Origin of the sequence: Legionella busanensis (genome assembly GCF_900461525.1) — a bacterium.
In the GTDB taxonomy this organism is placed as follows: Bacteria; Pseudomonadota; Gammaproteobacteria; order Legionellales; family Legionellaceae; genus Legionella_C; species Legionella_C busanensis.
Genome location: NZ_UGOD01000001.1, coordinates 1,201,988 through 1,226,176, shown reverse-complemented (window position 1 = coordinate 1,226,176; position 24,189 = coordinate 1,201,988). Strand labels below are relative to the sequence as shown.

Here is a 24,189-nt window from a genome sequence, read left to right as displayed (position 1 = left end):
TTAATAAAATAGCGCTCCTGAACTTTGATGGGCTTAAATAGTCAGGAGTGCTGTAGAAGTTACTCTATTTTAAAGCTGAATGTTATCAATAAACAAACTGGTAGAATCGAGATAACTATCAGGAATAAAAGTAGCATCATAAGCAGGAGCAACAGCCTCGACAGTATCAGTTGTTGCAGCAGGCGCTGTAGTAGGTGTTGAAGGAGCTATTATTGTACTAGCTCCGGTACCTGTCGTTGGTGCAGGAGCTGTTGTTGTATTATCTCCGCTGCCTGTCGTTGGCGCAGGAGCTGTTGTTGTACTACCACCGTTACCTGTTGTTGGTGCAGGAGCTGTTGTTGTATTATCTCCGCTGCCTGTCGTTGGCGCAGGAGCTGTTGTTGTACTACCGCCGCCAGTGCCTGTCGTTGGCGCAGGATCTGTTGTACCTCCTGATAAGCTATAACCAAAGTTTATGTTATGAAGGATTTCACCAGCCTCTATACTAATAAACCTAGGATCATTACCACTAGTTAAGGAATAGTTAGGTATATTAAAGTCAGTTGATCCTTTATCAACATCTAACCAATAGTCACCAGGCGCAATATTCACAAAATTATAAGCGCCATTATCTCCAATTAGGCTGAAGCCAGCTTCTACATCAGCTGAATCACGTATACCTAAAACACCTTGATCTTGATATAAAATGACACCTACTCCTTTAGCGCCTATATCGCTCACCTTAGGAGGGTTAATTGCTTGTAGCATTTTATCAAGTCGGGCAATAGGCCCTTTAAGTCAATTCGCTAATATTATTACTCGTTTTCAACAAGCAAGAACAGCTTTAAATGATATAAATAAGCTGATGGCTGAGCCTACTGAACTCGACACTGAACAAACGTTCATATCTCGATCAATCCTTAAAGGTGATATTGAATTTAGAGATGTAACTTTCTCATATCCAGATCAATCTAAACCTGCTGTAAATAATATTAGTTTTAAAATAGCCCCTGGTGAAAGAATCGGTTTATTAGGACATATTGGGTCTGGCAAAACAACTATTCATAAATTGTTACTCAACTTTATCAACCTCAACATGGTTCACTCTACATTGATGGTATGGATATTAACCAGCTTGACCCAGCTGAGATCCGTAAAAGTATTGGCTACATACCACAAGACACTATCTTATTTTCTGGCACCCTTCGCGATAATATTGCCTTATCTATGCCTTGGTCTAGTGATAATGCCATTATCAGGGCTAGTGAAGTTTCAGGAGCTATCAAATTTATTAATAAACATCCGCAAGGTTTTAACCTGCACATTGGAGAGCGTGGAGAAGGATTATCAGGCGGCCAACGCCAGCTCATTAGTATTACGCGTGGTTTAGTTGCCGATCCACCTATTCTTCTAATGGATGAGCCTACTAGTGCGATGGATGATTTGTCAGAGCAGGAGCTTATAAATCACATGCTTCCTTATTTGCAAGCTAAAACATTGATTCTAATAACCCATAAATTAACCATGCTACGCTTAGTAAACCGGCTTATTATTCTTGATAATGGCCGTATTGTGTTGGATGGCCCTAAGGAAAAGGTTTTAGCAGCAATTAACAGAAATCAGACTAAAAAACAGGCACTATGAAAGAGAAAAAAAATTCTAGTAAACTCAAAAAAGGAACCCTTACAGAAGCAGATGAAGCATTTATTTCCGATAGCAAGTCAGCCTTATTAAATCGGTCTACCCCTTTAGCACATGGTATTTTAATCACTTTTATTATTCTCTTCATAACTCTTCTTATTTGGGCTTATTTTGCCAGAATTGAAGAGATAACCACTGGTGAAGGGAAAATTATTCCCTTTTCGCAGGTAAAAAGTATACAGAGTTTAGACGGTGGTATTGTCGCGCAGATAATGGTGAAAGAGGGAGATCTTATATCGCAAGGGAAAGTATTAATGCTTTTAGATAATACGCGTTTTAAAGCAGATTACTCACAAGCTTATGAAAAATACCTCGCTCTTTCAGCCATAGTCGCCCGTTTTAATGCTGAGGTTGAAGATCAAAAAACAATTGTTTTCCCTAAAATTATAAAAAACCATCCTGAATTGATGCGCAGAGAAACTAATCTTTTTAATGAAAGAAAAAAGGCTCTTTTAGAGCAGTTACAATTATTACAACATAGTCATGATCTAGTTAATGAAGAAGTTAAAATGTATGGGCCTCTATTGAAAAAAGGTTATGCTTCAAAACTGGAATACCTACGCAGTGTACGTGCAGCCGATGATTTCAAAATTAAAATGAGAACGTTAAAAGATAAATTTCGCGAACAAGCCCTTACAGATTTAAACAGTCATAAAGCAGAGCTAGCTATTGTAATTGAGCAATTAAATTCACTTAAAGATAAGATGGTACGTACGACAATCATCTCCCCTGTAAAAGGAATAGTCAAAAAACTAAATGTCGTCACAGTAGGAGGCGTTATTAAACCAGGTGATGTGATTATGGAGATTGTGCCATTTGAAGATTATTTATTAGTTCAAGCAAAAATAAACCCTAAAGACATAGGATTTGTACATATAGGCCAAGATGCTACAGTAAAAGTTACCGCTTACGATTATTCTATTTATGGTGGCTTGCCTGGCAAAGTTGTTTATGTAAGTGCCGATGCTATTACATAACAAAGCTTTGGTCCCGAAAAGCAACAATATTACTTTTTAGTTAATGTAAAAACCAACCGAAATTACTTAGGTAAATTACGCAAACTTTATATTTTGCCAGGTATGACAGCTACAGTTCACATTAAAACAGGTGAAAAAACCATTCTTCAACACTTATTAAAGCCTTTAATAAAAGCCAGACAAGAAGCATTGAGAGAACGATAATTTCAAGTTATTTTGGGCAGTAAAAATGATTATCTATTTACTCAAAAATTAAAAACAGAAAATTCAAAATAGTTAAGTCAATTTAAAAGCAAGAGCAAAGAGAATGCATGCGCCAATGATATTAAAGGTTGCTGACAAGCTTTTAGGCACTTGTTTTGCAATAGCCATCCCAACTATAGTAGATATAAATGCCCAACCACCTATTGAGATTAAATAAAGTAATAGCGATTTATTTGATATTGCTAAACTAACGCCAACTGCTAAAGCATCAATGCTGGTTGCAATGGAAACGATTAAAATTTTAATAAAGCTATGAAACTTTAAATTATATTCGGCTTTTCCACTTTTTAATTCTTTTATACCCTCATAAAACATATGAGCTGCTACACCAAAAAGTAATAAAAAAGCAATCCAATGACTTACTGAGCTAAACTGAGCAAGAATTTTTTTCCCAGCCATAGCACCTATTATCACAGCAACTACCTCAGCACTGCCTGAGGAGATGGCAAACTTTAACGAGTCACTAAATTTATGTGGTCTAAACCCAAGTGCGACAGCCGCTGAAAATGAATCAGCACTTAATACCATACCCCAAATTAGGGGCTCAAGTAAATTCATTAGTTACCTTGTTTCCCTCCCTTTACTAGATAGGTAATCTAAACCAATTCTAATGAAAGAGCTAGTAAAACTCAAAATACACGCATAACTTCCTGTGCTTACAACGCGCATCGGTTGGACTAAGCGCAGTGCAGTGCAGCAAATTATTAATAGGTTACAGGTCTTTTGACTGAAACTCTTGGGCTACGCTAGGCTTAGTTTAACCTACGTTTAGGCCAATCTACGCTCATTACCCTCTGCCTACGTTCCACGACTTGTTCGCGGAAGCCAAAGTTAATTGATCCGGAGCATATAATCAAAATTTAAAACCATTTAACTAACGTTAATCAAAAGTTATTTAAAAGACCTAAGTGTTTTTTATTTAGACAAAGCACGTTATAATAGTCTTTTTACTTCTTATTCAAGTATTGCTCTTATACTTAACCCTATGAAAGTTATTGACCTTTTAAATTATGAGCTTTATTTTCGTACGACAATAGTCACCGTCTATGCATTATTTTTATTTAGAGCTGGCTCTGCGCGATTATTAGGGAAATACTCGCCTTTAGATTTAATTATTACGATCGTAATTGGTGCAGTATTAGGTGCTTCAATTGTTGGTACTTTGCCTCTACTATCATCCTTAGTTTCAACAAGCCTTATTGTGATCATTCATCGTAGCCTACTCTTTATTTCTTTTAAATATGACAGGATCGGGCATTTTATTCGGGGTAATGAGCAAGTAGTTGTTAAAGATGGTCAATACATAGAAAAGAATTTGCAAAAAACGACACTAACACCCGCCGATATCTTACAAGCTCTACGAGTCCAACAAGGAGAAATTACTATAAAAAATGTCTATCGTTCCTTTGTTGAACCAGATGGCCGTATCTCTTTCATTATGAATAGCGAATAAATTAAGATAATTCTCAGTTAATGCATATTTGGCTTACCTATCCATTAACTTTCAATCAACAAAAGTTAAAATAAACCAACCTTATAATTGGCTTACTTTTACATTTAAAATAGTATTTTCCTTAACAGGCTTGGCAAACGTTTCACGAATAAAGAATATCGTGATAAATAAACTAACCAAAGGCATTAACACCAAAAGACTAAACGAGTAATGATAAGCTGTTAATAACGAAACTTGATGGGATTGCCAGAGCAATATACCTCCTATAATAGGCGCATTTATAGAAACCAATAGCATTATAATGCCATTGTTAAGTCCTAAGCCCGCCGCTAAATAATGGGTTTTACATTGTTCCGCTATTACAACTATGCCAATACTTGCAGCGCCCACACCTAAACCTAAGGCAAAAAAGCAAAAAGCAACTATTAATTCTTGAATAGGAAAATAAATTATACCTGTAAGCGCTATTAAAGATGTTGCTGCACTAAATAAAAGAAAGGGCTTACGTCGTTTAATTTTGTCAGAAAAATAACCAAAGATAGGGGAACCAATAGCGAAACCTAACCAAGCTAAAGTAATCATATATGAAGAAAAATTAGAGGAAAAACCATTATGCATTAAAAAGTTTTTTCCTTCATTTTCAGATAAATATTCGATACTAAAATAGTTAAACGTACCGCATAACATAATACACCAAATTTGTGGCTGTTTAATCAATATATAAAGACTATCTAATGTCGCTCGCGGCCGCGATAAGATTATAAAATTACCAGGATGCTGTTTATTTTTTTCTACGAATAATAATATAACTAAAGAGAGAAACAGACCTATAGCAGCTAATATAATAAATAAACCTCGCCAGCTAACAACCCCAGCATTAGCAAGTGTATTTAAAGGTCCACCAGCTATCATAGGGCCTAAAGTACCAAAAAACTGTGATAAACCAATAAAAAAAGCAATATTAGGTTTTGGCATCCAATCATAAACTGCAACCAATAAACAAATAAAACCAAACGAGGATCCTAATCCCATAAGCACACGACTAATAATAGCCATATGATAAGTGGTAGAAAAACCAAATGCTAAGTTAGCAACGGCGCAAAGTAAAGCGGCTATAAATAGCGTCTTTTTTAAACCAAAGCGATCAACAATGACCCCTACTGGTATTTGCATCAGACCATAGACTAATAAATAAGAAGTTGAACTCAAAATAGCAAATTGAACTTGGCTTAGTTCTAACTCCTGCATAATAGGCTGTTGAAAAGTACCTAAAATAGTGCGCAGCAAAAATTCATATAAATAAAAGAAAACACATATTAGCCAAACCAATATAGCTTTGGGTGTTGGTTTAATTAATCTCACTGATTATCGCCTCTTGCTGCTCAGACCAAGCTTCTAGAGTTATTTCAGCCTGGTTATTATCAATAAAGGAAGCTATTTTGAAAATACTTTGGCCTTCATGTATTAAAGGATTACGATTGATACCTACAATAACGCCATCTTGATTAGCTTTAATGGGTTCTGCTGCATCTGCACAGAAAGGATCAATTATCCGACCAATAATTTGTCTTTTTTTAATAAATTGCCCTAACTCAACTTCAATAACTACCATGCCACTTCGATGCGCACGAATCCAATCTTGATCTTGTGAAAATACAGGTTTTAAGTCATTAGAATCCTTTGGTTCTTCTACATCAGCCATATCCAAGGATTGCATTATATTTATGATTCCTTTAATACCTAAATGAATAGCCGCCTCATCAAAGCGTCTAGCCTCACCTGCTTTATACACTAAAAGGGGTATATTTAAATCGTCTGCTGTTTTACGTAAAGAATGATCTTTCTTAACGTGATTAATAACAGGCGCTAAAAATTGCCTAGCAAGCCGCTTACTTTCTGGTTGATCAAGATCACAATAAATTTGTGGTAATAAATCATGATTGATTTGGCCTGTTCTAATTTCAAGGCAATAGGAAGCTTTCGCTAGTATTTCCCGTGTAAACACTTCAGCTGTACGCTCTCCATAAGAACCTTCACTATTTCCTGGAAAACACTGCTCTAAATTAGTTTCATAGGGGGAAGAATTAGAATTATTAATGAGGCCAAAAACATTTAATACCGGGACAGCAATTAAAGTACCTCGAATATTTTTTAATTGGTCAGTCTTAAGTAAACGGTTAATTATTTCAATACCGTTGAGCTCATCACCATTAACGCCAGCAAAAATTAATAAGCATGGACCAGCTTGTTTACCATGAATTACCTTGATAGGCATATAAAAATTGGTACATGAATAATATTCCGGCAGTGGCAATGCTAAATTAGCAGTTTCACCTGGATGAATTATTGCATCACAGATCATTAAATTTGTATTTTTCATTGGTATTTGGCTTCTAAATTGATAACTATAAATAGCTAGATAACAATAGTTCAAGCATTATACCAGAAAATGCGACACTATCCTAAAATAGAAATGAGCTAACCACTTAGTCAATAAAATTACAAGTTAGCTCTTTACCCAAAAGGCTGTCCACTATAGCTTTACATTACTAAATGTCTCACCGGAGGTATTTTTTTCCCCTGGTATAAATGCTGTATAGTATTCAGCCATTAATTGATACATACTAGGCCTAGCCGTCCCAGAAAACATACTAACTACCGGTGCCTCTATAATCTCAATACCTTGCAGAGCAAGCTTAGCTTGTAGATCAACTTTAAATTCACTAATAATTTTTGCTGCTTTTCGTAGTAATTCAATTTTTAGTAAACCTAGCTTCTCTGAGGAAATAAGATTAAATTGCTCAAATTCATTTTTAATCAATGCAATAAACTCTTTTTTAATCTCTAAGGTGGTACTTAAAGTATAGGAAGCATAATAATTAGCATATAAAAGAGCTGCCATGTTTTTTATTAAGCCATGCCAGCTTCGATCATGAAACATCCATAGGATAGGATCATTAGGAAACACCTTATAACAATTTTCTAAATAACCTGCTCCGACTTCTAATAGTTGAGTTAACTGCGACGTAAGCTTATCTAGATCAGCTCTAAATATATTAATACCTTGATGTATCTTCTCACTTTTAAGGTGGCTTAAGATTTCTTTTTTAAACGACTTAGTCTGTCGATATAAAGCTAGTAAGTCGATATCGTCTCTTTGCAGTAATTCTTTTGCGTTTTGCGCTGAGTCTATATAATTTTTGAAAGTTTGTATTTGCTGTAATTCTACATGATTTAAGATAGGAGCATAGGCTTCATAAATACCCAAACTTAATCGATATACACCCAAAGCATAAGTAAACTGCTGCATAAAGCTTTGGGCCATAGGTGTATAAGGCTTTTCAGGTTTAAAAATGTAAAGACCTTTTTCCGGTTGGATTTCTATGGTTAAATTACTATTGGCAATATGAACATCAAAAGCAGTTGTCCAACTTGAACCGTTAGCTAACGCTAAATTTTCTATAAAAAATTCATCAACCAAACAGAATTCCATCGGATCTTTAATTTGATCATAATTAAAAACGAGTTCCGTTTCTTTAACAGGTTCACTTAATTTTTGAATGCGTTTCTCATTAAAAAAATAATCCTTTAATAACTTTCTTATTTCTGAAATAACTTTTTGATAATGGACAGAGCGGGCAATGATAGGTTTAGTCGCTGTATCCAATTCCTGTTGATAACGCTCTAACTCTCCTCCCATATTTCTCTCCTTTAATTCCTTCTGAGTAACTTAGGTACATCCTGATAAATTGAGAATAACTGATTGATAGATTAGAGGCTAGTTTATGAAATGATTCTACAAAAAACAAACATAAGATACGTTTATAGTTCATTTTCCAGCTTCCGACCATTAAATTCTGTTTATTTTGATAAATTCTTTGGCTATTTTGCCAAAAAAATGCGCTTTTTAAGTTACTGGATTAGGAAAAAGTCAAATATAACGTACATGATTTGGTTTTTTTCAAAGCTTCTAATTTTTAATGGCCACAACTTTATAAAGAAAGTCGTGGCTTTAAAACTTTATAAATTAAAATTAGCTTTTAACCATTCTTTAGCTTCTTGACTAATTTTTTCATTTTCTAAAGCAAGGGCAATAATAGTAGCTTTTTTATCAATCTGATCACCACATATTTCATCCATCAAATGATTCCAATCACTCAATAATTGAGGTAAAGAAATTTTTCCAAAATTATCTAGTATAGAATAAGCACGCTGCTTTAAATAAGCATCCATGGCTTTGTCCATCCAAGCTACAATTTCTGAATTCAATCCATGTTGCTCAAGTCCTTTTCCTTCTGCAAAACCTTTTTCAAATTTTTTAGTTCTCAAATGTGCATATTTTTTACCATATAGATTGTTCACCCAGTCCATTAATTTTTTCCCTAAATCAATACCGACTTTAGAGTTTGGATCATTATGTAAGTTATCCTTAAATTCTTTAACCAGATTAAACCACTTTTTTTCAAACATTTCTTTTTGTTCTGGCGTTGAATTTGATTTCAACTCTGTTTCAAATTTTACATACTCTTTAAGCTCTGTAGGCGTAAATATTTCTTTAACCCAAGCATCTTCAAGTTGTTGCGTCATTTTATATACCTCAATTAATTCAATCACATTTTCCCAAGGAATAGATTTATTAGCGCTACATTCAGAAGACATGCGATCTAAAATGGAACTTGCTGCCAATAATGACTCTGCTTTTTGCTGCAAGAATTTAGATTGCAGGGCAAGGTTCTGCAGCACATTATCATTTTTACTAAGTAATTGTTTGATTTGCGATAACTCAAAACCAAAAAATTTAAGCGCAATAATCTGTTGTAACTTTAATAAATCAGCTTCGGAGTACAAACGATAATTATTACTCTGGCGCAAACTAGGTTTAAGTAAGCCAATCTTGTCATAATAATGCAACGTACGCACTGAAACTTGCGCAAGAATCGCTAACTCTTTTGCATACCATTTTTTCATTATATTTGCCTCCTTGTTGCCAAGGTTAAGTTATGACGTAACGTCATAGTCAAGTTTTATAAGTAATTTTTTTTGCTTACTATATAGTTCTAGAATTTAATAATATAACCTTTAATAATCTAGGTTATGGACAATTATTTATAAATTAACATAAATTATTAACGTATTTTAAAGATTTTTAATATAGCCAATTAACCTTTATGATATTTATTTATTGGAATAAATTTTCAAGAAAAAAGGGTTTAATATATAGTTACTATTATTCTTAACAATATTCAATTTTTTCGAAAAAATTTAAATAATTTATATATTTTACAGCCAAGGAAATAACTCTTTGAATTATACATATTTTAAGTTAAAAATAACTTACTGATAAATATTAATTTTCAAATTTTTTTGTCTTTAAATATCCTTTAAAAATATTAATATTACGTTAATAATTCATTGCTAAAATACCAATAAGATAGTAACTTCTAGGTAGTTAGCATGCTTTCTAAGTCCGAAACAACCGCAACTCGTAGTAGTAAAGCTAATTTTGATGCTACACAGATTTTAAGAGTTCAATTTGCTCAATATGACCCCTATGGTTATATTATTTTAAATAGCAAAGGACGCGTTTTAGCTGCATACGAATTAGAGAATCCTCGTAACAAAACAAAAATACCTTTTTTAGCTAAGGACAATGATGAGAAAGGCTTATATGCTTATATAGTTTTCGATGGAATACAACTTAAGGAAGGAAAAAAAGAGCCTGTTCAAGTAATTCTTATGCGAAGAATGTATATGATGAGTAACGAAAGCCAACATCCGCGCTTACTTGAGGCCGCAGATATAATGTTTAAAATTGGTGATATCGTTAGTGAAATATATAACATTACTTTAAAAAGAAATTCGCAAAAAAATTTATTTTATTATTTTAGTGGTGAATGCTTCTTTACTAAATTTATTAAGTCCATGTCTAGTCTGGAAAATAAACAATTAGATGGTTTAAAGTTTAATACCCGCGGTACCGAGACCAGTACCAAGTTTATAAATAAGCCCAAACCACCTAAATTAATTGGCTGCATACCTCTTTGCTGTTGGGATTTTCATAAAGGATTTGACGATATGTTACGTCATACAATTAGTTCCCCTGAACGACGTGAATTTATTCGAAAAATTTTAGGTCAAATAACTTATAATAGTCCAATAGCTTTTTTTAAAAAAAGTGAAAATAAAAAAATAAATATTGTTGAAATTGAATTAACTAAAGAAAGTGATCCTAACAATAACACAACTGATAAAATGAATGTTGGATAACATAAGTTTTGTTAATTAACAGCTCTACACGTCACTCTTGCCTACAGTACTTATAATTAAAACTTACGTTTAATTCGTTATTTATACAATATACAATTAATACAGCTAATTGCCCTTAATACACTCTAAGAGTGATTATGATTGCTCCATATCTATGTATTTTGATAATCACGTTACGAAAATAGTCAATCTAATTTTCATTATTATTTATTTAGATAAAACTGACCTATATTTAATGAAAACAATAAAATTAACTATTACACAGGAGTGTTCTAATGCCCTCATCAATGATTGATGAATTTACTATTCCTCATATTCCACTTAAAGTAAATTTAGAGCATCTTTCCCCAAATAATAAATTATTAACTAACGAACAAATTACGCGAGTTATTAAAGACATTGAGATCATTAAAAAATCAGCTCATAAAACTTTAAGAAGAGAACATTTCGCACAGCGATTTAAAAAAACAGCGTTAAATACACCCTATGACATTATTGTCTTTGATGAAAATTATTATGCTATTTATTATGGCGTTCAACGTAGTAAACATGTAGGTTCTGGCGGTTTTGGCTATGTCAAATTAGTACAAAATATTAAATCAGGTGAATGGGCTGTTTTAAAGCTAACAGCCGTTGATAAAAAACACAACGAATACTTATTATTGCGGAAAGTTAATTTAGCTTTAGGGTATCTGGAACGAACATTGCCTATACATAAAGAAAATTATTTTGTTAAATCTCAAAAAACACGAAATAAGCATGGCGCTGCCACTTCAAGCTCCCTTCATCAAGCAAATCTTTTAATGAAACTAGCTGAGGGTATAGATTTAGATGAATTAGCTCGCAGCAATTATAATTTACCCATGAGCAAATGGATTGAAATTATCTTGCAAGTATCAAAAGAATATAAGCAATTAAAGGATAAAAGTATAATCCATAAAGATCTTAAACCAAAAAATATTTTTTATTCTTTCAGTAAAAATAAAGCAACTATTATTGACTTAGGTGGCTCAACAAAAAAAAGCTTTTTTGCATTAAAAAAAGAAAAAGAAATTTATACTATGGGATACGTAGCACCCGAATTACTTTTTAAAACACACTATAATGAAGCAACTGATATTTATGCGCTTGGCAAAACCTTTCTTCATTTATTAGATTTAAATGGCTATTATTTAGCAAAAAAAGAAGTTCAGCTTTATTATAAACTGTATAAATATTGTTATTATCATATGGCAGATGATGAGGCTAAAGATAGGCCTTGTATTGAACAGGCTATTGAATTTTTTAAAACCTTGCAATACTCCTGCACCAATTTGTTGCCTAAACCTTTTAGAAAGATCGCATTGTTTTCTATTGATGAATATTTACATTACCTAAATGAAACGCAAAATAATATACATGAAGAAGAACCTATTTCTTCACCTACTCTCAATCAAAGCTTAAAAAATTATGCTCAAGCTTTCACATCGGCATTAAAATTATTTGATGAAGTATGGTTTATTGACACATCTAAAGGCTCACAAAAAAACTATATTCAATTACATAGAGATTTAAGCTCCCAGAAAATCATTGTTGGACAGCGGTGCTTTTTAACTGAAGATAAAAATTTACACTCGGTTGTATCTGCTATTGAAGAAAAAATTAAAACAAAAAATTTAAATCAAGATAACAAATATTTTTTTATAACTACACAAACAGAAATACAAGATTTAGCGGATATTTGTCCTATTATATTAAAAACTGAGGAAGACGACGGATACTATCAAAAAATCATTGACGCCTATACAGCACTTGATATTCACAAGGAATATCAAATTATAAAAGAATCCTTAGCAGTACTGGCAAATCAATATGATATTGTAAAAGATACGTTAAAAGATTTTGAAAAACGCTTTTCAGAAGGTAAGTTATCTTTCTACTATTTAAAAGATACCTTAAGAGAATTAAGTGAACAATTACCTGCTTTAGAAGAGAAAATCTCTTTAGTACCCAATCATAATAATATAAAATTTTTTTCTAAATTTAAGCCTTCTAAATCTCAATCTCTACAAAGTATTAAGCAGATTGATGCTCAAATTGATGGCTGGGTAAGCTCATATCAAATGTAATTGATTATAATAATAATCCGTATTACTAAATGTAATACGGAATTAATTTCAAGGCTATCTTTAAATAGCTACGATATTCTCTGCTTGAAGTCCTTTAGGACCTTGAGATATAACAAATTCTACTTTTTGACCTTCTGCTAGGGTTTTAAAACCAGGGCTTACAATCGCTTTAAAGTGAGCAAATAAATCTGGCCCAGATTCTTGCTCAATAAAGCCAAAACCTTTAGTTTCGTTAAACCACTTTACGGTTCCAATTTTTGTATTAGACATAATAATATCCTGAATTAATTTAAATGTGCCTTAAGGGCTTTGAGCAGTGAAAAAGTAGACTTAAACTTAGAAACTTCAGGACGTCGAGTAATATATATAACAACGAATTGGAGATAATAAACAATAAACTTTCTTCCTTGCTTATTGACATATTACCCTTAACAATGAATTTTGTCTAGATTAATTTCCATATTTATATTTTTAAATATTCAGTGAAACTTCGTGACCACTTATGAAATCCTAATAAATACTGCATGCTCCCTCTTAGTTTGTAAAATAGAGTCCTTTAAAAATAGAAATTATACTCAATTTTAGGGACTTATCTATGATGGCGGGCGAAGGCCCGGCCTACATTTAATAAATTAAGGGTGGACTTTTAGTTTATTTTTCACATCAACTACGCCTTTAGTTTCAAGCGCTATTTTATAAGCTAATTTTTTCGCTTCTAGAGAAGAAACACTGCCAGATAATATAGTGATTCCTTTTAAGGTTTTAACATGCAAATTGGATGGATTAATTGATTGGTTAACTATTAACTTTGTATGAATTAATCCACTAATTAAAGCATCCGATAATGAATCCGATACTGCCGCTTTAGTTTTAGTATTAGGAAGATTAGGATTAATCTTAATCTGATTATCAATTTTATTAATATATTCAACTAAGCTTGCTAAATCTTCCGCTAATTCTTTTTCTGCAGAATTCTGCACACAACCTTTAAGAGTAACCGCCTGATCATTTGTTTTACTACAAACATTCTGCTCTTTTAAAACAGGATTTTGCTCATACAACATATTAATTTGTGTATCAATCTCTTTATCTGTATTTGTTTTTGCAAAAACTGAATAATTACCTGCAATTAATACCACAAAACAATACAATTTAAGTTTATTTATAAACATATAATACTCATTTGATGATTTAATTTAAATGCAATTATTATTGCGAAAAGAAAAAATTATATCATAATGAGCTTATTTTGCCCACAATAAACAATCCCTATAAATCTGAAAAGATTTAACCTATATCTTGTTTATAAATATCATCTCTAAAATTAAGGTTACCTTTTTCATCCACCCAAACAGTTAAATAAGTAATTAAAACAGGTAGAGGTTTATTTAATTTAATATTAACAGGCTCGCCTGATTCTAATATTTTATTGATGTTAGAAGATATTTTATGAATAGATGGATCATTTTGCACAATTTTAGTAAATAAATTAAATGGGTTTTGCAACCTTATACAGCCTGAGCTAAGGGCCCTATTATGATTTTTAAAAAGATCTACAGCGTTCGTATCATGCAGAAAAATAGACTGAGAATTGGTAATTTTATATTTGATTTGCCCTAAAGGATTTTTTGGTCCTGGTTCTTGACGAAAAAAATAATTATCGGGATTTCTATCTAATTGCAAATTGTCTAACTCCTGTGATGACAATTCCTTTTTATTAGTAGCATCAAATATACGAATGTTTTGGTTTTTTAAATAGTTAGCATCTTGTATTGTTTTGGGAATGATATTTTTTTTAGCTAAACTAGAAGGCACAATCCAATAAGGGTTTAACATCACGTCTGTAATTTCCGTAGCCATTTCAGGGGTGGGATGCGATGGCTTTCCGACAATAATAGATTCTTTTAAAGTTATTTTATTTTGTTCAACAAGCTGCGCTTGAAAAGCTGGAATATTAATCCAAAGATAATGTCCTTTTTGTTTTTTTGCAAAATCCTCCCAGCGATTGATGTTAGCTTGCAACTGCTTTAATCTCGTTTTAGGTGGAACGTTAAGAGCAGCTAATGTTGGTTTATCAACTATGCCATTAGCAGCCAAACCATGACGCTGCTGGAAAAGAGAAACTGCCTCTTTTAATTCATGATCAAAATTAGAGTTATTAACATTAGTAGAATTAGAAAGATCGCCAATCAATTGTAGTCGTTTACGTAGCAAGGTAACACTTTTATCTGTAACGCCTAACTGTAATAATTGCTTAGGTTGTAGTCTCTCCCAAGGCTCTGCCGCTGCTTTTTGATAAATGGCGATAGCTTGTTTTAACTTTTTATCTTTTTCAAAAAATGAAATGTAGCCTGTTTGCTTAAAAGAATAGTATTTCGTATAAAGCAAACCAATCATTACACCAACAAAAATTAGGAAAGATACAATAACTTTTTTATTAGACTGCAGTAGATTCATAGTTATAGTTACCTTAAAGATAAAACAGGCTATGTTACCACTAATTGCGCTAGGATGCCCAAAAAAAGCCTAGTCTTATTAATTTAAGAACTAAAATTGATGAGGAAATCAAAACTGTTAATAAGCCTAATATGTAATCAAATTAGAAGGTAGCCTTAATGCAGCGTAGCGTAATCAAGCATATTATTGCACTTCCTGATTATTTTTAGAAAATTCTGAAGTCAAATTGCTTTTTATAATTACCTTTAAATTGGACTAATATCAGCTTAACCTTTAGCAATATTTAAAAAAATAAAACGATATTTAATCAAATTAAAATATTATTAGAATAAATACCGTCTTAATTTTGATGAAAATAATTAATTTTATTTTCTTTGTACTTAGCAAGATTGTATACTCTGATGCGATTTTTTAACCATAGTTGGTATGGCAGGTTATACTTAATTTAAATAGGAAAATTATGAAAATTTTTAAAAAATTAATTGTCTGCGTTGCAATTTCAAGCGTATTCTTTTTAACTAGTTGCCAGGAAGGACCTGCTGAAAGAAAAGGTAAAAAAGTTGATAATACTGTGCAAAATATTAAAGACAAAATTGAAAATAAAGGACCTGCACAAAAAGCAGGTGAAAAAATTGATGATTTGACAAATAATTAATTTTTGTTCTCTAGCCTCAATTCTATAAGCAAACTAACGTATCCTTAATGCAGTAACACGTAAATAAGGATACGCTATGTTTAAAATTCTTACTCATGCTTCTAACCAGTTTTTAATTTTTTCATGCTCTGCCAATTCTAATAATGCTGGCGCATGACCTGCATCTTCTATTTCTAGCAAATCTGTATGGGAATGGGTCTCTTGCATTTTAGTGATGTGCTCAGGCAATAAAATATCTGAATGGCGACCATGAATGATAAGTACAGGACATGTAACCTGCTGCCAAATAGACCATAAATCAATATCGAAAAAGATACCTTCTAATGTTTTGTGAGGGTGCTGTACGAGTTCCCACATAAATTGGGTGGGTGTTTTATTATGCGCAATATTGGGATCACATTTGGCAATGTATTTGCCATCATCTCGCAGTTTAATACTGTGCTCTGTAAATTCAATCCATTGAACTTCGCTTAAATTACCAAAATCTGCATAGATTTTTTGATAATATTGTTTAGCTTCTTCTTTATTAGAAAAGGAAATACGTGTATCGGAATATTTTGCTAAGCGTCGCAAACCATGCAGTGGCACTTGAGGACCAACATCATTTAGCACCAAACGGCGAATAGGAGAATTGGGCATCGCTGCCATCATTATACCAATCAATCCGCCCATTGATGTGCCAATCCAGTCAATTTGAGTAGCTGATGATCTAGCAATAAGAGCCGTCATATCTGCGATGTATTGTTCAAATTTGTAATGCTGAGGATTTTTGAACCATTCACTATCGCCACGACCAACAATATCAGGACAAAATAGGTGATAATCTTGCAGACTTAAAAAATTAGCCAGAGCATCAAAGTCGTGTCGGTTACGAAGAAGCCCATGAACACAAAACACAGTAGGTTTTGCTGAGGCAGGTTGCCCCCATTCAGTATATACAACTCGATGGAAACCCTCGGCTGATGCGCCCAGAAAATCATTAATTTTCATAGCTGGATTACCTCCTTGTAACCTATTTACGATATTCATGGAAAATTGATAGATAGTATAAATTATTCTTTAAGAATAGGCGAAGTAGGCCAGGTGGTACTATAACCAAGGTTTATTGAGTTTAATTCATTTATTATGGCTTTATTGATAATATTTGATACATATTGTTTTTATTCTATACTAATAGCATAGTAAAAGATATTTATACTAACTTAATTGTAGTTATTCACAAGTCATACAATATTTTAAGAGATAAGATATCTATCTTTGGAGAGATATATGGGTAAAAGTAAGGTTCAGGTGGTAGTTAAGGTAGCAGAATTAGAAAATTTAAAAGAAACTCTTGAAGGAAAATTAGCAAATCTTGAAAGCTCAAACACTACTAGTAATATTGGAATATACAAAGGAATTATGCGGAAACTTATTGAGGATCTGAGCAACCTTGTTTGCGTTGCAGAAGCTCAAGAGCTTTCAGATATGCCTCTAAATCACTCGGTAGCTAACAATATCCATAAAAACATCCAATCTCTTCATGACGATCTACAATATAACGATCCAGCCATATTAAACTTCTTAGAAAATGAAGAAATTTTAGCCATTAATCCGCAAAAAGTAGAAAATTTCGAAGAAGACCTTACAGTTAGCCATTTTAGTGGCGTATTAAAACCAAGATCGTTTACTGCCTCCAAAATAGAAAAGCCAGTTGTAAATGAGGGAGAGGAAGATTGGGATCTAGAGTTAAAGACAGAAGAGGAAGGGAAAGAGGCGAATACAATCAGACCTCAAAAACAATAAGATAGCTGAATGATAAATAAGAGTAAAATATTAAACTAAACCTTCAAGATATAAAGGGGTTAGCTCTACTTTCTCGCTTTGACAAAAATTACACTCACAATAATAACTTTTTTTCAAGAATATCTATCAGAACCATTTTCATGCGCATATTTTGCATGTCATGTATTGCTCAAAATTGTTAAATACTTGCTTATTCTAATTTAACTTAACTTGTTCGCTTAGCAAATCTAGCTCAAGGCTTTGCTCAGATACTTTAACTATTTATTTCTTAAACCTTGATTCCGCTTAATCCCAGTAATACATTGGTTATTTTCTTAAAATATTAAATTTAGTGAAAGAAGGATTAAGTTTTGTTTCAAATTGAATTACAAGTTAGGGATTATGAGTGTGATATTCAGGGTATTGTTAATAATGCTGTCTATCAACATTATTTTGAACATGCCAGACATCTTTTTTTAGATAAAAAAGGGATTAATTTTTTTGAGCTTACCCAACAAGGCATCTTCTTAGTAATTTATAGAGCAGAGATAGATTACCTCGCTCCTTTAACAATTAATAAGACATGTAAAGTAAGTGTTGAATTGGAACGTATATCTAAAGCTAGATGTTTATTTAAACAAACTATTTATATAAACAATGATATTTATACTAAAGGTAAATTTTTTACAACTGCAGTGAATGCTAATAAAAAACCAATTAATCTTGATTTTCTAAATTTAAACTAAATCAATAACAATTTAAAGTAAAGTAAACTTGGGGTGACTCATTACGATAGATTATTAGTGGCAACATTAATATAGGTTGTGAGAATCATTTTTATAAAGACTACAGTTGGTAGGCGCTATCACACTGGTAGGCTGGGTGCAAGCCTACCAGGCCGAAACCCGGGTTCCACTTTGTTACACCCAGGCTACTTATACTACGCCAGGCTAAACCCAATCTTAATTGATGATGTTCATTAGCTATTTTAATTTAAATTAGATTACAAAATCGTAGATCGGAACTCGCGTTATTTTTTTCTTTGCGTTTAAATTTAAAAGATACCTGATTAAGCTCTTCGGTTTTTGCTAATAAATTATCAATTGGCTCAATTTCTATCATCATTTCTTCAATTTTTTTTAGCAATATTTCTGGCGTTTCTTCTACCTTAACTTGAGCCTGCGTTTCAAGATAATCTTGAGGTTCAAAAGAAGTGAGTTCTTTCATCTTAGACTTATGCTTAAACTGAGAAGATCTTTGTTTGAGCTCTTCCACCTTAGCCATTAAACTCTCAAATTTTTCACCTTTAACAATTACTCTTTCAATATTTTTCCTTATGATTTCTTGAATTTCTTCTAGCTCAGCTTGTGCTTGTAGCAATTGGTAATCTTGTACATATTTAGAAAGCTCAGCAGCAATTAAGGCCGGTTTACAGTGACACTCAAAGAGATGATGGTAAAGATAAGTTAATTGTTTTTTATTTAACTGGATGTTACAAGCAAGAGCGTAAAAATTAGAAGATGTTTTTTGACCATATAAATAATACCCTTCTCTTTCACAACCATAACATGCATCTATTTTTAAATTTTCTAAAAAGGAAAGAATATCTAATTTAATTCTTTCGAAAAAATTTTTAGTGAAAAAAGCGCTTTGATTGACTGACAAGTTAGGAGTTGTCCAGGTGATGTTTGATAAATTACTACCAGTGGCTAGCATATAACATTTCATCAGTTTTCTTCCTAAATAACTGGTTTATGCAAATTAGCGCCGAACTTGATCAGAGGATTTAAAATATTAGACCTCCTGCCTAACTAGTTTATTTTTTGTGAGTGCAAGACGCAATGGTTTTGAGGAGTTTACATGGCGTAAATGAGCACCGGAGAAAACCTTGCAACACAGCAATTGCGTAAAATAAACAGTTAGGCAAGAGGTCTAATATTACTTTTTCAAACCTTGATTACGCTTCGCTATATCAAGGCTACTTTAATTATTACAAATATTGTTGTCAATTTTTTGATTAAAACTCATTGAGACACCCATGACTTCAATATCCTGATTAGACGGTGGCGGTAAGACTAATTTAAATTCTCCGGCAACTGCTGCTTTACGTATTTTTTCACTACATTTATAAGGAATTAACCAATAACCTATAGCAGTCCATTGACCACTCGTCGTTTTTTTAAACCCAGTAAATGTACCATTTTCTAAAATTAAGATGAGTGGATTTTTTTGCAAATCTTGCATTTGCCAAACATCACATTTTCCCATTCCATTCGATAAGCAAAAAGGAATATTTATTGAACCTTCCATAGCAAGCCAATGTTGGTTAAGAAAAGACGACGGTAATTTACCATTAGCCGTATGAATAATTAGCGGGTTAGGCTTTTCTCCACTATTAGGATAAGCTTTTAACTTTAATTTAAAAGCTTCCGTAGCATGAATGCGTACATATTCTCTCTGCGGTCCTTGCCAAGTATTTTGTAATTCTAGCAATGCTTGCTGACCAAAACGTAACCCCTTATAACGAAGTGCTGCAAAATCAAATTTTTCTGGCGTCACTTTTCCCGTCTGAAGACGCAATAATTGATTAGCTACTGACAGTCGTACTGGATCAGCTAAGGGTGTATGTAAAGCCAAATAAATAATGAGAATTAAAAAAGCTGTTGCTATATTGCAGTAAGCAAAGAATACAAATCTGTTTTTAGAAAAAAGTGCTGATAATGTATAACCAACTGCATACGTGCTACCTATTACCATGCATACAGCAGCATAAATACGATCTACTGATAAACCATATTGTTGTACCCGTAAATACAGTGCATAAATAGCTAAGCTTATAAGTGGGATTAACAAATAACAAGACAAGGTGGCTGCCCAGTTCTGTATAGAGAATAAGGATTTATTATCATAAGCACCTTCTCGGTAAACCGCATTAATAAGAATGATTAATACAACTGCCGCTAAAAGTAATAATGCGCTAGCATGACCTGTATGCCATAAGGGCGATAAGCCTGTAAAAAAAAGACTTATTAAAAATAAACTTATAATGCCTGCAATAAGCGGTAATAACCAAGATAATAAAGTTAAACAAAGTGCCCGAATACCCTGAGTAACACGTACATTAACATCAGTAATATGCAATGCAATTGCTATTATAAATGTTGTCGCCGGCATAGCAAAATAAGCTTGAGTAATTAGATATTCGAAAAAAGTTAAGTGAATTAAATGAAATAAAGTAGAACCTAAAGCTAGGAGTAACCAAAAAGCACCTACAAAAACTATAGTAAATATAATTTGTACCCCTAACTTCCATGCCATATTAAAATAAGTCGCATAATTAGCCACCAAGCGTTGATCCTGCTCACTACTTAATACTAACGATTGCGTAATAAATAAGACGATACTAGTCAGAAAAAATAACTGCATGGAAAAAATCATAGATGTTAGTGGCAAGCCATCATAATTGGGTAAGATCTGCCTATAAACAGCATAGTCAGCAATTCTTATTATAACTAAAGTAATTAAGAGACTTACCATACTAATCGTTTTAAAACGTAAGCTAGCAAGTCCTTGTATAATAAGCAGTGGAACAAAAATAGTAATCATGAGCATAGGTAGAAAAATATAAGGATTAAGAACTAACCACTGAATTTTATTTTGACTAACCGCAAATAGAAAATAGAGTATAGTACCTTGAATTAGCCCTATCATGCAGCGTACAGTTGCTGTAGTTAAAAAAAGTTGTTTCACAAAGCACACCTAGATTTATATAGTAACAAACTGACTATAATTCTAACTTACTAGTTAAAGAGTATATAGAGAAGTAATATAAAATACGAAATTAATCTGCGATGTTTTACTGTTTTTAACATGACTTTATTAAGTAAAGTAGCCCTGATGCAGCACAGCGTAATCAAGGTTTTGCAGATTAGCTATTTTATCTTTGGGCCAAGGCCGGCTTAGGCTTACTGAGATGTAGCAAAACGTTATTGTTCAGACCAAATAGAATCAGGTAATTGTTCATCTAAAGCTTTGCCAGCAGCGCAATCTTTAGAAAAATATCTATCACGACGCTTTAAATAAACACGCGCGTAATAATCTAATGCATTCTCTTTAGCAATTAAAGCAGGAACACCAAGTAACTTTGCGGTAAGAAAATTTCTCTGCACTGCTTGGCATTCAGTTTTCGCTTCATCGTATTCGCCTCGCACATGCATGCTTTCATGCGTTAATATGTTTAAGCTAATCAGCTCATCTACCGTTGCTTGTTCAGGATGACTAATATAGTCTCTTAATAATTTGCATTTCGGATACTGTATAACTATAAAGCCTTTCTTAATATCTGCATGACCAGCTACACCTACCTCTTCATCAAATATCGTATCAAATAAAGTATTACAATGAACAACAGCTGCTGGATTTTGTGATAACTGCCGCGCAATATTAGTTAGATAGCGCTGAAAGTGCCAGCGTGATAAAGGAATCCACGTACATGACAAAGCGAGAATAAATAACAACAACAGATATCCCTTAGATACAGGTATTGCAATATCTATTTGAAATCCTAGAAATCTGCATATAGTCGCTTTTAATTCTCGATAAATTAAATACCAAAAAAATATAGCAAATAATGTCCATATCATAACAAGTTCTTTCGTAAAGTAGAGAATATTTAAAAGCCACCATTACTTAATACTATTAAATTACTATTCACTTATTGAAACAGCAAAAGCCGATAAAATTAATAACTTATAGTAAGAGGAAATAAACTTCAGAAAAAGAATTCTTAATTTAATACTGTAAATAGCATATACAATAAAACTTAGCTTAAGTAAGTTATTTTTATTTATGAGCAACTTATTGATAAGTAACATCTTTAAAGCTTACATTTTGAAATTCTATAATACATTTTAATTAACTATAAAAATTTATATTATACTGTATTTTAAATGAACAACAGGAATTAAATTTGCCAGAAATTAATACAATTAGTGATTTCTTAGAAAAATATGAGATTGATCAAAGAGCTTATATCTACCTTAAACTTACTAATCAAAAAGATGAGATAAACAAACTATTTACAGAAAAAATGTATCTGAGACAGACAAGCATCTGATTGAAGCTGTCATTAATGGAGGTAAAGATAAGCATCAAGATCAAATATTGATAGATGATATAGGTTTATATAATCAAGATCCCGAAAATGTTCGTCTGCAATATAATGAATATTTATTAGAGAAGTTACTAAAATCATTAGTCAAAAAAGTTGCTATCCCAGGTCCTGAGGAAGGTATTACCAATACACATACAGGTGTTCCACAGCAAGGATGGCATCGAGCCATCCCTCCGGCAAAAGCTGTCTTCGAAACAGGAATTACGCAAGGCGTTAAAGAATCTCAATATGGCATAAGGACTTACCATGACCTTTTTTATATTAGAGTAGATAGCAATGGTAATAAGCCTATGTACGTTGATCAGGCTAGATTACTAAAAGGTATCGAGTATGCGGGCGCAGTCCCAAGTAAAGAATATCAAAAGAAATATTGCTAAAAAAAATTGAAGAAATGATGATAGAAATTGAGCCAATTGATAATTTATTAGCAAAAACCGAAGAGCTTAATCAGATATCGTTTAAATTTAAACGCAAAGAAAAAAATAACGCGAGTTCCGATCTACGATTTTGTAATCTAATTTAAATTAAAATAGCTAATGAACGTCATCAATTAAGATTGGGTTTAGCATGGCGTAGTATAAGTAGCCTGGGTGTAACAAAGTGGAACCCGGGTTTCGGCCTTGTAGGCCTGCACCCAGCCTAACGCTGCTATATTATTAGTTTTATAATTTATTTATTACCAAATGAAGGTTGAAAGATTATATTTTTATTCCTTCCTGCTAAGAGTTTTTTTTAATTCTAATTAAACAGAATAAATACGTCGAATGCTAAATAAGAGTTTAACTTACCTTTAAGGATGCTGAATAAAATTTAGAATAAAGTCGACTCTCTCCGGAACACTTAGTAGAGGGATATCAATTAATTGATATCCTAATTCTGCATACGCCTGTCTTAAATCATTTTCAAAAACTTTAGCTGCTTCAAAATTGAGCTGCCGTTCAGCATCCTTAATATAAATATTTTCCCAGGCTGGTGCAAAAAATACCGTTGGATTGTATTGATAAGTACAACTTGCTTTTAGCTCTGAACCAATAGGTAAATTAAAACATTTACTATAGGCCAGCAAATCAGGAAGCCCCCTATCAAAAAAAACTAGGTCATATTGTGAGGCATTTTCATAATCAGAGAGCATCTTTGCTAGCATTAATTCTTTAAATAAAAAGGGGTTCTTATCATAAACGCCCTCGCCATCAATTGACCTTTGTTGTGCTAAAATTCTTCTCGCTGGCTCCTCAATAATTGGAAAACCTTGTTTTGATAATTCAGCTAATATGGAAGTTTTGCCACTACCTGGCGGACCAGTCAAGATATAAAATTGATTCATAATTTTCTCTACAAATACCATACATTTGCCTTGCATTGACAGCTTTAGATAATTAATGCCACTATTT

General features: G+C 32.6%; 21 protein-coding genes and 2 pseudogenes. 9 read left to right on the top strand and 14 right to left on the bottom strand.

The annotated features are described in order from the left end of the window. Nucleotides 1–69 precede the first annotated feature (69 nt). The gene (locus DYH30_RS05585; RefSeq protein ID WP_115330700.1) at nt 70–747 is read right to left on the bottom strand and encodes a hypothetical protein; all 678 of its coding nucleotides are present in this window, start codon (nt 745–747) and stop codon (nt 70–72) included. Between DYH30_RS05585 and DYH30_RS18690 the strand changes: the two are divergent. Together DYH30_RS18690 and DYH30_RS05570 are read left to right on the top strand one after the other, a co-directional pair. Further along, a pseudogene (locus DYH30_RS18690) lies at nt 686–1,623 on the top strand (ATP-binding cassette domain-containing protein). The gene DYH30_RS05585 and the pseudogene DYH30_RS18690 overlap by 62 nt on opposite strands. After that, nucleotides 1,620–2,861 (top strand): annotated as a pseudogene (locus DYH30_RS05570) (HlyD family type I secretion periplasmic adaptor subunit). The pseudogenes DYH30_RS18690 and DYH30_RS05570 overlap by 4 nt, the downstream one beginning before the upstream one ends. Nucleotides 2,862–2,933: 72 nt before the next feature. Here DYH30_RS05570 and DYH30_RS05565 read toward each other — a convergent pair. Beyond that, entirely contained in the window at nt 2,934–3,479 is a 546-nt protein-coding gene (locus DYH30_RS05565) for a manganese efflux pump MntP (RefSeq protein WP_115330697.1), read from the bottom strand. A gap of 427 nt (nt 3,480–3,906) precedes the next feature. Between DYH30_RS05565 and DYH30_RS05560 the strand changes: the two genes are divergently transcribed. Further along, nucleotides 3,907–4,374 carry a DUF421 domain-containing protein gene (locus DYH30_RS05560; protein ID WP_115330696.1) on the top strand — a complete coding sequence of 156 codons (468 nt, stop codon included), beginning with the start codon at nt 3,907–3,909 and terminating at the stop codon, nt 4,372–4,374. An 81-nt stretch (nt 4,375–4,455) separates the two neighbouring features. Here the strand turns inward: DYH30_RS05560 and DYH30_RS05555 are convergent, their stop codons facing one another. The 4 genes from DYH30_RS05555 to DYH30_RS05540 all read right to left on the bottom strand — a co-directional run bounded on the left by DYH30_RS05555 (nt 4,456) and on the right by DYH30_RS05540 (nt 9,342). Beyond that, the gene (locus DYH30_RS05555) at nt 4,456–5,736 is read right to left on the bottom strand and encodes an MFS transporter (protein WP_242604637.1); all 1,281 of its coding nucleotides are present in this window, start codon (nt 5,734–5,736) and stop codon (nt 4,456–4,458) included. Beyond that, a complete protein-coding gene (locus DYH30_RS05550; protein ID WP_115330695.1) occupies nt 5,723–6,754 on the bottom strand; it encodes a succinylglutamate desuccinylase/aspartoacylase family protein in 1,032 nt (343 codons plus the stop codon). Before DYH30_RS05550 ends, DYH30_RS05555 begins: the two co-directional genes overlap by 14 nt. A gap of 153 nt (nt 6,755–6,907) precedes the next feature. After that, entirely contained in the window at nt 6,908–8,074 is a 1,167-nt protein-coding gene (locus DYH30_RS05545) for a hypothetical protein (RefSeq protein ID WP_115330694.1), read from the bottom strand. Nucleotides 8,075–8,394: 320 nt separating this feature from the next. Further along, complete coding sequence (locus tag DYH30_RS05540; protein WP_115330693.1) at nt 8,395–9,342, bottom strand: MerR family transcriptional regulator; 948 nt, start codon at nt 9,340–9,342, stop codon at nt 8,395–8,397. A 486-nt stretch (nt 9,343–9,828) separates the two neighbouring features. On the opposite strand from DYH30_RS05540, the gene DYH30_RS05535 reads away from it, so the two are divergent. Beyond that, nucleotides 9,829–10,641, top strand: coding sequence for a hypothetical protein (locus DYH30_RS05535; protein ID WP_115330692.1), 813 nt, complete (start codon nt 9,829–9,831; stop codon nt 10,639–10,641). Nucleotides 10,642–10,916: 275 nt separating this feature from the next. Beyond that, a complete protein-coding gene (locus DYH30_RS05530; RefSeq protein WP_115330691.1) occupies nt 10,917–12,749 on the top strand; it encodes a protein kinase domain-containing protein in 1,833 nt (610 codons plus the stop codon). Between the two features lie 60 nt (nt 12,750–12,809). On the opposite strand, the gene DYH30_RS05525 is transcribed toward DYH30_RS05530, so the two are convergent. From DYH30_RS05525 to DYH30_RS05515, 3 genes are all read right to left on the bottom strand, one after another. Next, a complete protein-coding gene (locus DYH30_RS05525) occupies nt 12,810–13,019 on the bottom strand; it encodes a cold-shock protein (RefSeq protein WP_115330690.1) in 210 nt (69 codons plus the stop codon). A 362-nt stretch (nt 13,020–13,381) separates the two neighbouring features. Then, nucleotides 13,382–13,921 carry a BON domain-containing protein gene (locus DYH30_RS05520; protein ID WP_115330689.1) on the bottom strand — a complete coding sequence of 180 codons (540 nt, stop codon included), beginning with the start codon at nt 13,919–13,921 and terminating at the stop codon, nt 13,382–13,384. 115 nt (nt 13,922–14,036) lie between these two features. After that, a complete protein-coding gene (locus DYH30_RS05515; RefSeq protein ID WP_115330688.1) occupies nt 14,037–15,206 on the bottom strand; it encodes a L,D-transpeptidase family protein in 1,170 nt (389 codons plus the stop codon). A gap of 460 nt (nt 15,207–15,666) precedes the next feature. Between DYH30_RS05515 and DYH30_RS05510 the strand changes: the two genes are divergently transcribed. Beyond that, the gene (locus tag DYH30_RS05510; RefSeq protein ID WP_115330687.1) at nt 15,667–15,861 is read left to right on the top strand and encodes a hypothetical protein; all 195 of its coding nucleotides are present in this window, start codon (nt 15,667–15,669) and stop codon (nt 15,859–15,861) included. 93 nt (nt 15,862–15,954) lie between these two features. Here the strand turns inward: DYH30_RS05510 and DYH30_RS05505 are convergent, their stop codons facing one another. Next, nucleotides 15,955–16,851: an alpha/beta fold hydrolase gene (locus DYH30_RS05505; RefSeq protein WP_115332506.1), complete on the bottom strand. Its 897-nt coding sequence runs from the start codon at nt 16,849–16,851 to the stop codon at nt 15,955–15,957. A 279-nt stretch (nt 16,852–17,130) separates the two neighbouring features. Here DYH30_RS05505 and DYH30_RS05500 point away from each other — a divergent pair, with 279 nt between their 5' ends. Then, nucleotides 17,131–17,646, top strand: a complete 516-nt coding sequence (locus DYH30_RS05500; protein ID WP_115330686.1) for a hypothetical protein — start codon at nt 17,131–17,133, stop codon at nt 17,644–17,646. A gap of 350 nt (nt 17,647–17,996) precedes the next feature. Continuing rightward, on the top strand, nt 17,997–18,371 hold the full coding sequence (locus tag DYH30_RS05495) for an acyl-CoA thioesterase (protein ID WP_115330685.1): 375 nt from the start codon (nt 17,997–17,999) through the stop codon (nt 18,369–18,371). A 247-nt stretch (nt 18,372–18,618) separates the two neighbouring features. Here the strand turns inward: DYH30_RS05495 and DYH30_RS05490 are convergent, their stop codons facing one another. The 3 genes from DYH30_RS05490 to DYH30_RS05480 form a co-directional block, all read right to left on the bottom strand. Then, complete coding sequence (locus DYH30_RS05490) at nt 18,619–19,353, bottom strand: hypothetical protein (RefSeq protein WP_115330684.1); 735 nt, start codon at nt 19,351–19,353, stop codon at nt 18,619–18,621. Nucleotides 19,354–19,608: 255 nt separating this feature from the next. After that, nucleotides 19,609–21,375 carry a DUF4153 domain-containing protein gene (locus DYH30_RS05485; protein ID WP_115330683.1) on the bottom strand — a complete coding sequence of 589 codons (1,767 nt, stop codon included), beginning with the start codon at nt 21,373–21,375 and terminating at the stop codon, nt 19,609–19,611. Nucleotides 21,376–21,611: 236 nt separating this feature from the next. Beyond that, nucleotides 21,612–22,268 carry a hypothetical protein gene (locus DYH30_RS05480; RefSeq protein WP_115330682.1) on the bottom strand — a complete coding sequence of 219 codons (657 nt, stop codon included), beginning with the start codon at nt 22,266–22,268 and terminating at the stop codon, nt 21,612–21,614. 520 nt (nt 22,269–22,788) lie between these two features. Between DYH30_RS05480 and DYH30_RS05475 the strand changes: the two genes are divergently transcribed. Then, nucleotides 22,789–23,175: a hypothetical protein gene (locus DYH30_RS05475; RefSeq protein WP_115330681.1), complete on the top strand. Its 387-nt coding sequence runs from the start codon at nt 22,789–22,791 to the stop codon at nt 23,173–23,175. A gap of 413 nt (nt 23,176–23,588) precedes the next feature. Here DYH30_RS05475 and DYH30_RS05470 read toward each other — a convergent pair whose 3' ends face one another. Then, nucleotides 23,589–24,143, bottom strand: a complete 555-nt coding sequence (locus tag DYH30_RS05470) for an AAA family ATPase (RefSeq protein WP_160116159.1) — start codon at nt 24,141–24,143, stop codon at nt 23,589–23,591. Between the last annotated feature and the right edge of the window lie 46 nt (nt 24,144–24,189).